We start from the raw sequence: 12,036 nt of genomic DNA on the forward strand, positions 1-12,036 counted from the left end.
ATAATGTTGCATTGCACAAGGCGCTGCCCGTCGGAGATACGCACTGGCAGCGGCGGCGTCAATGTTTTCGCGCGGTACCAGCCAAAAGGGGAAGGGAATGAAGCTTTCGACCAAGGGTCGTTATGCAATGGTTGCAATGGCCGATATCGCCCTACAACCGGCCGATAGACTTGTTACGCTGAGTGAAATATCCGAAAGGCAGGATATTTCATTGCCGTATCTCGAACAACTGTTCGTAAAATTGCGCCGCGCTGAATTGGTGTCATCGGTTCGCGGGCCGGGTGGCGGATACCGTTTGTCGCGATCGCCTTCTGAAATCCGAGTGGTCGAGATTCTGTCAGCCGTGGACGAAACGGTGGATGCGTTGCAAAAGGGCGCGGGGGCGTCTGGGGCGTCATCGGGCAGCCGTGCCCAATCGCTGAGTAACCGTTTGTGGGAAGGGCTAAGTGCCCATGTCTATGTTTTCCTGCATCAAACGCGCCTTTCGGATGTAGTAAAAAACGATCTGGCCCCGTGTCCTGCGGTGCCGAGCCTGTTTGCTGTGGTGGATGAATGAGGCGTTGTACTTGGATATTGAATACGAAAAACCTCTTCGCATTCGTAAAAAGATGAATCTATGAGTCGTGTTTACCTGGATCATAACGCAACGACCACTTTGCGCCCCGAAGCCCGAGAAGCAATGATCGCGGCAATGGAAGTGTGCGGCAACCCATCCTCGGTGCATGCCGAAGGACGTGCTGCCAAAGCTCTGGTCGAGCGAGCGCGGGCGCAAATCGCGTCGGCCTTCGGTGCTGATGGAGCGGATATTGTGTTCACTTCAGGTTCGACCGAAGGGGCGGCGCTGACGTTAGGAGGGCGGAAGCTACATGGATCCGCCGTTGAGCATGATGCAGTAAGAGCTTGGATTGATGAGGATTTGGCGACCGATGCGTCTGGCAGGGTTCATATAGTTGATCCTGCGAATTCAACTCTGCAGTTGGCGAATTCGGAAACCGGGATCGTTCAAACGCTGCCTTCCGGGCTTGCAGTAACCGATGCGACGCAGGCATTTGGCAAGTTACCGGTGGCGTTCAACTGGCTGGACACGCAGATGGCGCTGATCTCGGCCCATAAACTGGGTGGTCCAAAAGGTGTTGGCGCTATTGTCATGAAACGCGGCACGGATTTGCCTGCCCAGATCAAAGGCGGCGGCCAAGAAATGGGCCGCAGGTCTGGTACGGAAAATGTCATTGGAATCGCGGGGTTCGGTGCCGCAGCCGAAGCGGCGGCCCGGGACCTTGCCAATGGCGTTTGGGAGCAAGTGAAAGAAATTAGAAATATTCTAGAAAATGCTCTTGAGGCCGGGTCTAAATTTACTATTTTTGTCGGGAAGGATCAGGACCGACTGCCCAACACGCTGTGCTTTGCCACCCCGGGATGGAAAGGTGAAACACAGGTTATGCAGATGGACCTGGCGGGGTTTGCCATAAGCGCGGGTTCTGCCTGTTCCAGTGGCAAGGTGCGCGCCAGCGCGGTCCTCACGGCAATGGGGTATGATGAAGTCACGGCGGCCAGCGCGATACGCGTTTCGCTGGGACCTTTGACGAAAAAAGAAGATGTGCTGCGTTTCGCCGAAATGTGGCTTGAAAAAGAGAAAAAGCATCGCGCGCGTGCCGCGTGATCTGACGGAGTGAAGGAAATGGCCGCTTTGGACCAGACCCAGGTAAAAGAAGGCGTCGATCAGGAGACCGTGGATGCGGTGCGCGAGGCTGGCACCTATAAGTACGGCTGGGAAACTGATATCGAGATGGAGTACGCACCCAAGGGTGTGAACCCGGATATCGTCCGACTGATCTCTGAGAAAAACGAAGAGCCCGAATGGATGACCGAATGGCGTCTGGCGGCTTTCGAACGCTGGACCAAAAAGGAAGAGCCGACCTGGGCGATGGTGCATTATCCGCCAATCGACTTTCAGGACCAGTATTACTATGCCCGTCCCAAGTCGATGGAGGAAAAGCCGAAGTCACTAGACGAGGTCGACCCCAAGTTGCTGGCCACCTACGAAAAACTGGGTATCCCGCTGAAAGAACAGATGATTCTGGCCGGTGTCGAAGGGGCCGAGAATATGCCCGCCGAAGGCCGCAAGGTCGCTGTGGACGCGGTGTTTGACTCTGTCTCTGTTGGCACGACGTTCCAGGCTGAGTTGAAAGAGGCCGGCGTGATTTTCTGTTCGATTTCCGAGGCGATCAAAGAACACCCCGAACTGGTCAAAAAGTATTTGGGAACCGTGGTTCCGGTATCGGACAACTTCTACGCCACGTTGAACTCGGCCGTGTTCTCGGACGGTTCGTTCGTTTACATCCCACCGGGCGTCCGGTGCCCGATGGAACTGAGCACCTATTTCCGCATCAATGCGGAGAACACCGGTCAGTTCGAGCGCACGCTGATCATCGCTGACAAAGGATCGTATGTCTCCTATCTGGAAGGTTGTACCGCGCCTCAGCGTGATACGGCGCAGCTGCACGCGGCTGTGGTCGAGATCATTGTCGAGGAAGATGCTGAGGTAAAATACTCGACCGTTCAGAACTGGTACCCCGGGGATGAGAACGGCAAGGGCGGTATCTACAACTTTGTGACCAAGCGCGCCGATTGTCGGGGTGACCGGTCCAAGGTGATGTGGACGCAGGTTGAAACCGGCTCGGCCGTGACGTGGAAATACCCGTCCTGCATCCTGCGCGGCAATGAAAGCCAGGGTGAGTTTTATTCGATCGCGATTGCCAACAATTATCAGCAGGCCGACACCGGTACCAAGATGGTTCATCTGGGCAAGAACACCAAGTCGCGCATCGTGTCCAAAGGCATCAGCGCTGGCAAGGCGCAAAACACTTATCGCGGGCTGGTTTCGATGCATCCCAAAGCCAAGGATTCGCGCAACTATACGCAGTGCGACAGTTTGCTGATTGGTGACAAATGTGGCGCGCATACCGTGCCTTACATCGAAGTCCGCAACAACTCCTCACGTGTGGAACACGAAGCGACGACGTCCAAGGTGGATGACGATCAGCTGTTCTACTGCCGTCAGCGCGGAATGGACGAGGAAGAGGCCGTGGCCCTTGTGGTCAATGGGTTCTGCAAGGACGTGCTGCAAGCTCTGCCGATGGAGTTCGCGATGGAAGCGCAGCAGCTTGTTGCGATCTCACTAGAGGGCTCCGTCGGCTGATGACCCACCTTCGGAAAGATGATGTGATGACCTGGCTTGGGTATGCGCTGCCGGTTTTGGGTGGTCTGATTGGCGTCGCCTACGTGAACATCAACCATATGGAATTCATCAACCCGGTCTGGGCTGTCGGCGGTGGAGCAATCCTGGGATGGATTGCTGCGCGGCTTATCCGCAAAGCGCTGGGATAGAAAATTATCGGGGATTTAATGCCCCTTGCGATACGCAAAAGGAAAAATCATGCTGGAAATCAAGAACCTGCACGTACAGCTTGAAGACGAAGACAAGCAAATCCTCAAGGGTGTGGACCTGACGGTCGAGCCGGGCAAGGTCCACGCGATCATGGGTCCCAATGGCTCGGGCAAGTCGACGCTCAGCTATGTGTTGTCCGGGCGGGACGGCTATGAAGTTACCGAAGGCACGGCCACTCTGGAAGGAGAGGACTTGCTGGACATGGAGCCCGAAGAGCGCGCCGCTGCCGGTGTCTTTCTGGCGTTCCAGTATCCGGTCGAAATTCCAGGCGTTGGCAACATGACATTCCTGCGCACTGCCGTGAATGCACAGCGTAAGGCGCGCGGGCAAGAGGAGCTGTCGGCTGCAGACTTCCTGAAAGAGGTGCGTGCCAAGGCCAAGACGCTGAAAATCGACGCGGATATGCTCAAGCGTCCGGTCAATGTCGGGTTTTCGGGCGGTGAGAAAAAGCGCAACGAAATCCTACAGATGGCGATGCTGGAGCCCAAGATGTGCATCATGGATGAGACCGACTCGGGCCTTGACGTGGATGCGATGAAACTGGTGTCCGAAGGCGTGAACGCGCTGCGCGATGAAGGCCGGAGCTTTCTGGTCATCACTCACTATCAGCGCCTGCTGGACCACATCAAACCGGATGTCGTTCACATCATGGCCAATGGTCGTATCGTGAAAACTGGCGGGCCCGAGCTGGCGCTTGAAGTAGAACATAACGGCTATGCCGACATTCTGGCCGAGGTGAACTGATGGCTTTGCCGCAAGCAAAACAGACAGCAACCGAAGACCGTCTGGCAGTGTTGACCATGCCGGATGCCGGATGCACCCGCAAAGCGCGTGAGGCTGCCCTTTCCCGTCTGCGCGAGATGGGACTGCCGAGTCGTCGCGACGAATATTGGAAATATACCCGACCCGATACGCTAACAACGGCACAGGCGCCTCATGCGGCATTGTTCGTGTCAGACGAGCAGATGATGTTTCATGAATTCGATCGCCTGAAGATCGTGTTCATCGACGGCGTTTTCAGCCCGGAAGAGTCGGATGAACTGTCGCTCGAAGGTGTCAGTATCGATCGGCTGGAGGATATCTGTTGCAAAGATATTCATTGGGCCAAAGAGTTATACGGCGTTCTTGAAGAAGCCGGGCAGACACCTGTGCAGCGACCTCTGGCGACGCTCAACACCGCATTTGCAACGGATGGCGTTGCGATTCACGTCAAAGGCAAGCCTTCGAAACCGATCAGCCTGATCTATCGTCACGCTTCGGAAACGTCGGACGCGATTCTGCATCACGTGATCCGCGTCGAAAGCGGGGCCGAGGTGACAATCCTCGAAAATGGCCCGGCGGCATCGCGGTTCAACAAATGCATGGAAATCGACATCGCCGATGGCGGCAAGCTGCATCATATCCGCGCGCAGGGCCGTGATCACCAGCGCCGTGCGGCAACCCATATGTTCACGCGTTTGGGCCGTGAATCAGTGTACAAATCCTTCACTCTGACGGTGAACGGCGTTCTGACCCGGAACGAACAGGTTATCGAGCTGACCGGAGACGATGCGATTGCTCATGTGGCTGGCGCTTGTGTCGGCGACGGGGACTTCCATCACGACGATACGGTGTTCGTGACCCACGATGCAGTGAACTGCGAAAGCCGCCAGGTTTTCAAAAAGGTTCTGCGCAACGGTGCAACCGGCGTGTTCCAAGGCAAAATCCTTGTGAAGGAAGGCGCGCAGAAGACAGATGGTTATCAGATCAGCCAGTCATTGTTGTTGGATGAGGACAGCCAATTCCTCGCCAAGCCCGAACTTGAGATCTATGCGGATGACGTGGCCTGTTCGCACGGCTCGACCTCGGGCGCGATTGATGAGACGGCTTTGTTCTATTTGCGGTCGCGTGGCGTTCCGGTCAAGGAAGCAACCAACATGCTGACGCTGGCCTTTTTGGCCGAAGCAGTGGTCGAGATCGAAGACAGCGAAGTCGCCGAAAAGATCGTGAATCGTCTGGAAGATTGGCTGGCACGGCGCAGCTGATGCCTGTCACATCGGATATCGTGGCTACATATCGGGGGCCGGGGCGCGTGGTGCGCCGGCTTCTGGACTTAGGGCAGCGGGAAGACAGAGCGCTGATATTCGTCATGGGATTTTGTGTGGTGGCCTTCATTGCACAGCTTCCAAGTCTGGCGCGCCGGGCTCATTTTGAGGGCGTTGAACTGAATGCACTGATGGGTGCAAGTTTGTTCGGAACGGTCTTTATTCTGCCTCTGTTCTTTTATCTGCTGGCATTTGTTTCTTATGGAGCGGCGCGGCTGGTTGGAGGGCGCGGCACGTCATACGGCGCGCGATTGGCTTTGTTTTGGGCGCTTTTGTCATCAACTCCGGTGTTGTTGTTGCACGGGCTTGTTGCAGGATTCATCGGGTCCGGCCCAGCTTTGACGATTGTTGGAGCTGTCTGGTTTATTATTTTCCTCTGGTTCTGGATAGCAGGTCTGAGACAATCGCAAAGGCACGAGGAATGAAGACCACGACCCTTGGCAATCTTGCTGTTCTAACCCTAACCAACCCCGCAGAAGCTGCCCGGCAATTGCTGGCTTTTCGCATCGGGCGCGAGGTTCTGTGGCTGGCGTTCTTTCTGGCCGTAGTTCTGAACGGGCTTGTGCAGTTCGGGTTCGAACATATGTTGCCCACTCCAGACGGTCTGAGCCTTCCCGAGCGTGAGCCGATTTTCATGAGCTTGATCCGATCGTCCGTCTATATGTTGTTCAGCATTGTGGCATTCTTGGCCGTCGGACGTTTGCTGGGCGGTCAGGGGACATTTGTCGAGATCATGACGCTGACAGTCTGGTTGCAGTACCTACAAACTGCGGCAAGTGTCGCCGCCCTGATTTTGGCGATTATCGCACCGATGCTGATGGTGCTGTTTTTGTTCGTAATAGCGCTGGTGAGCCTTTACGTCACGCTTCATTTCCTCAATGAAGCGCATAAGTTCGGGACGCTTTGGAAGTCCTTCGGGGTCATCGTGTTGTCTGCTTTGGTAGCGGCACCTTTTGTCCTCGCTCTCACTCCCAACGCCCCGGTATAGGAAAAGAAGATGATGTACGACGTAGAAAAAATCCGCGCGGACTTTCCAATACTGTCTCGCGAGGTGAACGGTAAGCCTCTGACATATCTTGATAATGGAGCTTCGGCACAGAAACCCCAGGTTGTGATTGATGCTGTAACGCGGGCCTATGCCGAGGAATATGCAAACGTACATCGCGGTCTGCACTACCTGTCCAATCTGGCGACTGAGAAATATGAATCTGTTCGCGGAACCATCGCCCGCTTCCTTGGTGCGGCGGATGAGGATGAAATCGTCCTGAACTCGGGCACGACCGAAGGGATAAACCTGGTGGCTTATGGGTGGGCGATGCCACGACTGCAGGCCGGGGATGAGATCGTCCTGAGCGTCATGGAACACCACGCCAACATCGTACCCTGGCATTTCCTACGTGAACGTCAGGGGGTGATCCTGAAATGGGTCGATGTGGATGCAGATGGCGGGTTGAATCCGCAGGCCGTGATCGACGCCATTGGTCCCAAGACCAAGCTGGTCGCGGTTACTCAGTGCTCGAACGTACTGGGGACTGCGGTGGACGTGAAAGCCATCACCCAAGGGGCTCATGCCAAAGGCGTTCCCGTCTTGGTCGATGGCAGCCAGGGTGCCGTACATATGCCGGTCAACGTATCTGACATCGGCTGTGACTTCTATGCGATCACCGGACACAAGTTGTATGGACCGTCCGGATCCGGCGCGATCTATATCAAATCCGAACGCATGGCCGAGATGCGCCCCTTTATCGGTGGCGGCGACATGATCAAAGAAGTCAGCAAGGATCAGGTGATCTACAACGACCCGCCCATGAAGTTCGAAGCCGGAACACCTGGCATCGTCCAGACCATCGGGCTGGGCGTCGCGCTGGACTACATGATGGATCTGGGTATGGAGAACATCGCCACCCATGAAGGTGCGCTGCGTGACTATGCGATGCAGCGGCTGACCGGGTTGAACTGGCTTCAGGTACAAGGCACGCGCGCGGACAAGGCCGCCATTTTCAGCTTTACGTTGGATGGGGCAGGGCATGCGCATGACGTGTCGACGATCCTCGACAAGAAAGGCGTTGCTGTACGCGCGGGTCATCATTGCGCCGGTCCGCTGATGGATTTCTACGGCGTCACCGCAACCTGCCGCGCCAGCTTCGGCCTGTATAACACCAAAGATGAGGTCGACACACTGATCGATGCGCTTGAATTGGCGCATGATTTGTTTGCGTGAAACCTGTCTGATCTGGGTAGATTTTCAGTTGCACCCGGATCGGAACAAGGATAGCTAACGGCCAAGGCACCTGTAGCTCAGCTGGATAGAGCGCTGCCCTCCGAAGGCAGAGGCCAGAGGTTCGAATCCTCTCAGGTGCGCCATTATTCTTTCTCAGAAAAGTACTTCAGCCTGGTTCATTGGCATTTTGATCTTATGGAAGAAATCGTATTTTGACAGGATGTCTCGCCAAAGGTGAGAGGTGTTTAAGTGATGACTTAGGCCAAAGGATTATGCGGATGGTAAAAAAAAAGAGCGCCCAAAGGCGCTCGTTGCTTTACGGTCTGAGGGTGGTTTAACCGCCCCAGCTGCGGACTTCACCGCAATCCATGTGGACGAAGTTTGAGCGCGAGTATTTTCCAACTCCACCAGCCCGGCAGGACATGGCGGCCTTGGCCATCTGTGATACCGAACGAGACGACAGTCGCAGGTCAGCTGCCTGACCTTTCATATGCAGTGAGTTCTTGGCAACCCGACGGGAACGGGAACGAAGCATCGCATTGGTTTGCGGGGAACGATAGCCGGAAAGCAGCATATAGGGTTCATTGACATCCAGCAGGTTATGCGAGGCGGCCATAATGTCGATGGTGCGCAGGTCCATATCTTTGGCCTGATCAGTCCGCCAGTCACGCATGAAGTGGTTCACTTCTTTGACCGCATCCTTGATGTATTTTCCATCGACCCAATATATCATATCAATCCGTTCGCCCGTGCGACCGGAATACATACGAATACGACGAATATCACCGCCGCCCCGAAGGAAACCTGCTGCATTGGAATAGGTCGGTGCTGCCACAACTGCCGTAGCTGCAAATGCGCCCAGAAGGGCACGCCGGGTTATACCCGAAGTACTGCTCATCGTCATTTCAGTTTCGTCCCGTACTGTTCCTGCCTGCACACGATGTTACGCGCGCGTTCTTAATTTTTTCCCATCCCAGATGCGGGATTTATGACACAGACGCAAAAGTCAGCCAAGAAGTCTTTCAAATTCACCTTTTCAAGGGGGAATTTTCGGCAGTTTTTTGCGCAGGTGATGCGAATTTGTATAATATTGAGACATTTGGTGGCGCATTTTCGCCGGGCGATGCAAACACGCATCACGCATCAAAAGATGCGCCAGGTTGATACGTTTGTGAATAGACAACGCGCCGAGGGCGCAATCATAGTTGATCGGCGCGCAGTTTTGCGGCGTAGAATTAAGAATAGTCAAGGCCATCTCATGTTCTCAGGTTTTCAGACGCGTACCGGTATTTTTGCCACTGCATTTTTTCTGGCTTCGGCTTCGTTAGTGAATGCAGACACCCGGCCAGCGACGGCGTTTCAGATGGCGATGGCCGAGTTTGCGCCTTCGGGATCTGATATCGCCGAATTTTATCGCGAGCGCGGCTTTGACCCGATATGGGTGGGCGAAACAGCACAACACACGGCGCGTCGCGCACGTTTGATCCGTGCTTTGTCGTCAACCGATATGCATGGATTGCCGCAGGGATCTGACAGCGCTCAATCGCTTGTGGAACAGATGAAAGACGCGCAGACAACGCGTGATCTGGGTGCCGTTGAAATCAAGCTCAGCCGGGCATTCGTGGAATATGCACGCAATGTTCAGTCCGGTGCCCTGCGCCCGTCCCAGATTGACGACGGGTTGGTTCGGAAGGTTGAAAGGGCATCGGCAAAACAGCACCTGGAAGGGCTGATTTCTGCAGAAAGCGACTCGTATTTTGATCAACTGGCCCCACAGACGACCCAATACCGGGCCCTGATGAAGCAGAAGCTGGTGCTGCAAAACCTCATTCGCCAAGGGGGGTGGGGCGCGACAGTTCCGGTGGCTAAGCTGGAATTTGGCGATACCGGACCTGACGTAATTAAGCTTCGGAACCGTCTGATTTATATGAATTATATGCGGCCAACGGCAAGTCCGAAATTTGATGCGACCTTGTTGGCTGCGGTCCAGGCATTCCAGGCAGATCACGGGCTTGCGCCAGATGGCGTTGCGGGACAGGGCACGATAACCGAGTTGAACCGCAGCGCTTCAGATCGTCTCAAAGCCGTGTATGTTGCACTAGAGCGCGAGCGTTGGTTGCCCCGCGAACGTGGCGAGCGGCACATTCTGGTGAATCAGGCCGATTTTTCCGCCAAGATCGTGGATGATGGCCTGGTCACGTTTGAAACCCGTGCGGTGATCGGCAAGAACACACATGACCGGCGCAGCCCCGAATTCTCGGACGAGATGGAGCATATGGTCATCAACCCCAGTTGGTATGTGCCACGCTCGATTATCACCAAGGAATACCTACCCAAGCTGCAATCAAATCCCAACGCTGTTGGTCATATCCAGATCACCGACCGTAGCGGTCGGCAGGTCAATCGCGGGGCGGTGGATTTCACCCAGTTCAACGCCCGGAACTTCCCGTTCGCGATGCGCCAACCGCCTAGCAAAAGCAACGCGCTGGGGTTGGTGAAGTTCATGTTCCCCAACAAGTACAACATCTATCTGCATGATACACCTCAGAAAAGTCTGTTCGCGCGTGAGGTTCGGGCGTTCTCACACGGGTGTATTCGCCTGGCGGACCCGTTTGATTTCGCTTATGCGCTGTTGTCCAAGCAAGAGGAAAATCCCAAGGCATTTTTCCAGCGCGTTCTGGCCACCGGCAAGGAAACCACGGTGCAGCTTGAGACGCACGTTCCGGTTCACCTGATCTATCGCACGGCCTATATCGGCCCGAAGGGGCAGGTACAGTACCGCCGCGATGTCTATGACCGCGATCGGAAAATCTGGGAGGCCCTGCAGAAAGCAGGGGTGGCCCTGCCGGACGTTCAGGGGTAATCAGCAGGGCAAGTCCTTAAACCGGGAAGCCCGATATGCACTATTCTATCCAGCAAATCGCCGATGCCCTCGGGGCAGACTGTCAGGGCGATACCGGCCTGATCGTTGAACGCGCGGCTGAGCCGGGCGATGCGGCGGCGACTGATCTGGCGATGGCGATGTCTCCGAAATATGCCGAGACGCTGAGCGGAGGCGCTGCGCGAGTGGCCGTGCTGTGGGAAGGTGCCGATTGGCAGGCACTGGGGCTAGAGGCTGCCATTTTTGTGCCGCGTCCGCGCATGGCGATGGCCGGAATTACCGCTATGCTGGATCGTGGGCAGGGCGTTGCGCCGGGCATTCACCCCTCGGCCGTGATCGACTCAACCGCAGAAATCGCCGAGGATGCAGCCATCGGCCCGCTTGCCGTCATCGGTGCGCGGGTTCGTATCGGCAAAGGCGCGGTTATCGGGCCGCACTGCGTGATCGGGATGGATGTGGTTCTGGGTGAAAACGCCACCCTGCGTGAAATGGTCAGCATTGGCGCTCGGGCGCAGATCGGCGATCGTTTCCTTGCCCAACCCGGCGCACGGATCGGGAGCGACGGGTTCAGCTTTGTCACTCCTGAGGTTTCAGATGTTGAGAACGTCCGCAAAACCATGGGTGACAAGGGCGATGCACGGGCTCAAAGTTGGCTGCGTATCCACTCGCTGGGCGCAGTTGAGATCGGAGATGACGTCGAAGTCGGTGCCAATTGCACAGTCGACAACGGGACAATCCGGAATACCTGCATCGGTAGTGGGTCCAAGTTGGATAATCTGGTGCATGTGGGTCACAACACACGCGTCGGGCAGGATTGTTTGCTTTGTGGGCAATCTGGCGTGTCCGGCTCGGTCGAGATTGGCAATAACGTGGTGCTGGGCGGCCAGACCGGCGTGGTCGACAACATCTATATCGGTGACGGCGTGATAGCGGCGGGCGGTACTAAAATCCTGTCCAATGTTCCTGCGGGGCGGGTACTCATGGGATATCCGGGTATCAAAATGGAAACCCATACCGACATCTATAAGGTACAACGTCGTTTGCCCCGCATGGCGCGTGACGTTGAGGCGTTGAAAAAGGCTGTTTTCAAACAGCCCCCGAGCGATTAAATCATCCGCAACGGGATAATCAGAGGACCGACATGAGCATCACCGACCGCGTCATCGCAATCATTGCTGAGCAGGCCGTGCTGGAGCCTTCGGACGTCACGCCCGAAAGTACGCTTGAGGATCTGGGTATCGACAGCCTGGGTCTGGTCGAGAGCATTTTCGCCATCGAGGAAGAGTTCGACATCTCGGTCCCGTTCAATGCAAATGAACCGCAAGCCAGCGATTTTGACATCTCCAACGTAGCAGCGATCATTTCAGGGATCGAAAAGCTAGTGTCGGAAAAGGTCTGACAT

14 protein-coding genes and 1 tRNA gene are annotated in these 12,036 nt (G+C 55.7%); 13 read left to right on the forward strand and 2 right to left on the reverse strand.

Annotated elements, in window-relative coordinates; all coding sequences use genetic code 11:
• The first annotated feature begins 97 nt into the window (after nucleotides 1-97).
• From iscR to RUE5091_RS07325, 10 genes are all read left to right on the forward strand, one after another.
• Complete coding sequence (iscR, locus tag RUE5091_RS07280) at nucleotides 98-556, forward strand: Fe-S cluster assembly transcriptional regulator IscR (protein ID WP_058281240.1); 459 nt, start codon at nucleotides 98-100, stop codon at nucleotides 554-556.
• 60 nt (nucleotides 557-616) lie between these two features.
• Entirely contained in the window at nucleotides 617-1,660 is a 1,044-nt protein-coding gene (locus RUE5091_RS07285; protein ID WP_058281241.1) for a cysteine desulfurase family protein, read from the forward strand.
• Nucleotides 1,661-1,678: 18 nt separating this feature from the next.
• The gene (sufB, locus tag RUE5091_RS07290) at nucleotides 1,679-3,199 is read left to right on the forward strand and encodes a Fe-S cluster assembly protein SufB (RefSeq protein WP_058281242.1); all 1,521 of its coding nucleotides are present in this window, start codon (nucleotides 1,679-1,681) and stop codon (nucleotides 3,197-3,199) included.
• Between the two features lie 26 nt (nucleotides 3,200-3,225).
• Nucleotides 3,226-3,387: a hypothetical protein gene (locus RUE5091_RS07295; RefSeq protein ID WP_243470728.1), complete on the forward strand. Its 162-nt coding sequence runs from the start codon at nucleotides 3,226-3,228 to the stop codon at nucleotides 3,385-3,387.
• Between the two features lie 49 nt (nucleotides 3,388-3,436).
• A complete protein-coding gene (sufC, locus tag RUE5091_RS07300; protein ID WP_058281244.1) occupies nucleotides 3,437-4,192 on the forward strand; it encodes a Fe-S cluster assembly ATPase SufC in 756 nt (251 codons plus the stop codon).
• The gene (sufD, locus tag RUE5091_RS07305; RefSeq protein ID WP_058281245.1) at nucleotides 4,192-5,472 is read left to right on the forward strand and encodes a Fe-S cluster assembly protein SufD; all 1,281 of its coding nucleotides are present in this window, start codon (nucleotides 4,192-4,194) and stop codon (nucleotides 5,470-5,472) included. Before sufC ends, sufD begins: the two co-directional genes overlap by 1 nt.
• A complete protein-coding gene (locus RUE5091_RS07310) occupies nucleotides 5,472-5,957 on the forward strand; it encodes a YIP1 family protein (protein WP_058281246.1) in 486 nt (161 codons plus the stop codon). Before sufD ends, RUE5091_RS07310 begins: the two co-directional genes overlap by 1 nt.
• Nucleotides 5,954-6,520: a YIP1 family protein gene (locus RUE5091_RS07315; RefSeq protein WP_058281247.1), complete on the forward strand. Its 567-nt coding sequence runs from the start codon at nucleotides 5,954-5,956 to the stop codon at nucleotides 6,518-6,520. The genes RUE5091_RS07310 and RUE5091_RS07315 overlap by 4 nt, the downstream gene beginning before the upstream one ends.
• A 12-nt stretch (nucleotides 6,521-6,532) precedes the next feature.
• Nucleotides 6,533-7,753 (forward strand): cysteine desulfurase, encoded by a 1,221-nt coding sequence (locus RUE5091_RS07320; RefSeq protein ID WP_058281458.1) that lies wholly within the window; start codon nucleotides 6,533-6,535, stop codon nucleotides 7,751-7,753.
• Nucleotides 7,754-7,819: 66 nt separating this feature from the next.
• Nucleotides 7,820-7,896, forward strand: a tRNA-Arg gene (locus tag RUE5091_RS07325).
• Nucleotides 7,897-8,087: 191 nt separating this feature from the next.
• On the opposite strand, the gene mepK is transcribed toward RUE5091_RS07325, so the two are convergent.
• The gene (gene mepK, locus RUE5091_RS07330; protein ID WP_058281248.1) at nucleotides 8,088-8,657 is read right to left on the reverse strand and encodes a peptidoglycan L,D-endopeptidase MepK; all 570 of its coding nucleotides are present in this window, start codon (nucleotides 8,655-8,657) and stop codon (nucleotides 8,088-8,090) included.
• 132 nt (nucleotides 8,658-8,789) lie between these two features.
• The gene (locus RUE5091_RS07335) at nucleotides 8,790-9,002 is read right to left on the reverse strand and encodes a hypothetical protein (protein ID WP_131726284.1); all 213 of its coding nucleotides are present in this window, start codon (nucleotides 9,000-9,002) and stop codon (nucleotides 8,790-8,792) included.
• A gap of 9 nt (nucleotides 9,003-9,011) precedes the next feature.
• Here RUE5091_RS07335 and RUE5091_RS07340 point away from each other — a divergent pair, with 9 nt between their 5' ends.
• The 3 genes from RUE5091_RS07340 to RUE5091_RS07350 are packed head-to-tail and all read left to right on the forward strand — an operon-like array spanning nucleotide 9,012 to nucleotide 12,033.
• Nucleotides 9,012-10,616 (forward strand): L,D-transpeptidase family protein, encoded by a 1,605-nt coding sequence (locus RUE5091_RS07340; RefSeq protein WP_058281250.1) that lies wholly within the window; start codon nucleotides 9,012-9,014, stop codon nucleotides 10,614-10,616.
• A 35-nt stretch (nucleotides 10,617-10,651) separates the two neighbouring features.
• Entirely contained in the window at nucleotides 10,652-11,743 is a 1,092-nt protein-coding gene (gene lpxD / locus RUE5091_RS07345; RefSeq protein ID WP_058281251.1) for a UDP-3-O-(3-hydroxymyristoyl)glucosamine N-acyltransferase, read from the forward strand.
• 32 nt (nucleotides 11,744-11,775) lie between these two features.
• Nucleotides 11,776-12,033, forward strand: a complete 258-nt coding sequence (locus RUE5091_RS07350) for an acyl carrier protein (protein ID WP_058281252.1) — start codon at nucleotides 11,776-11,778, stop codon at nucleotides 12,031-12,033.
• The last annotated feature ends 3 nt before the right edge of the window (nucleotides 12,034-12,036 follow it).

The organism is Ruegeria denitrificans (assembly GCF_001458295.1).
Taxonomy (GTDB): domain Bacteria; phylum Pseudomonadota; class Alphaproteobacteria; order Rhodobacterales; family Rhodobacteraceae; genus Ruegeria; species Ruegeria denitrificans.

What these genes read in the sequence shown, in the direction of transcription:
- iscR (WP_058281240.1), top strand. Translation starts at nt 98, where the DNA reads ATGAAGCTTTCGACCAAGGGTCGTTATGCAATGGTTGCAATGGCCGAT.
- mepK (WP_058281248.1), bottom strand. Translation starts at nt 8,657, where the DNA reads ATGACGATGAGCAGTACTTCGGGTATAACCCGGCGTGCCCTTCTGGGC.
- RUE5091_RS07310 (WP_058281246.1), top strand. Translation starts at nt 5,472, where the DNA reads ATGCCTGTCACATCGGATATCGTGGCTACATATCGGGGGCCGGGGCGC.
- RUE5091_RS07315 (WP_058281247.1), top strand. Translation starts at nt 5,954, where the DNA reads ATGAAGACCACGACCCTTGGCAATCTTGCTGTTCTAACCCTAACCAAC.
- sufC (WP_058281244.1), top strand. Translation starts at nt 3,437, where the DNA reads ATGCTGGAAATCAAGAACCTGCACGTACAGCTTGAAGACGAAGACAAG.
- RUE5091_RS07340 (WP_058281250.1), top strand. Translation starts at nt 9,012, where the DNA reads ATGTTCTCAGGTTTTCAGACGCGTACCGGTATTTTTGCCACTGCATTT.
- sufB (WP_058281242.1), top strand. Translation starts at nt 1,679, where the DNA reads ATGGCCGCTTTGGACCAGACCCAGGTAAAAGAAGGCGTCGATCAGGAG.
- RUE5091_RS07350 (WP_058281252.1), top strand. Translation starts at nt 11,776, where the DNA reads ATGAGCATCACCGACCGCGTCATCGCAATCATTGCTGAGCAGGCCGTG.
- lpxD (WP_058281251.1), top strand. Translation starts at nt 10,652, where the DNA reads ATGCACTATTCTATCCAGCAAATCGCCGATGCCCTCGGGGCAGACTGT.
- RUE5091_RS07285 (WP_058281241.1), top strand. Translation starts at nt 617, where the DNA reads ATGAGTCGTGTTTACCTGGATCATAACGCAACGACCACTTTGCGCCCC.
- RUE5091_RS07320 (WP_058281458.1), top strand. Translation starts at nt 6,533, where the DNA reads ATGTACGACGTAGAAAAAATCCGCGCGGACTTTCCAATACTGTCTCGC.
- sufD (WP_058281245.1), top strand. Translation starts at nt 4,192, where the DNA reads ATGGCTTTGCCGCAAGCAAAACAGACAGCAACCGAAGACCGTCTGGCA.
- RUE5091_RS07295 (WP_243470728.1), top strand. Translation starts at nt 3,226, where the DNA reads ATGACCTGGCTTGGGTATGCGCTGCCGGTTTTGGGTGGTCTGATTGGC.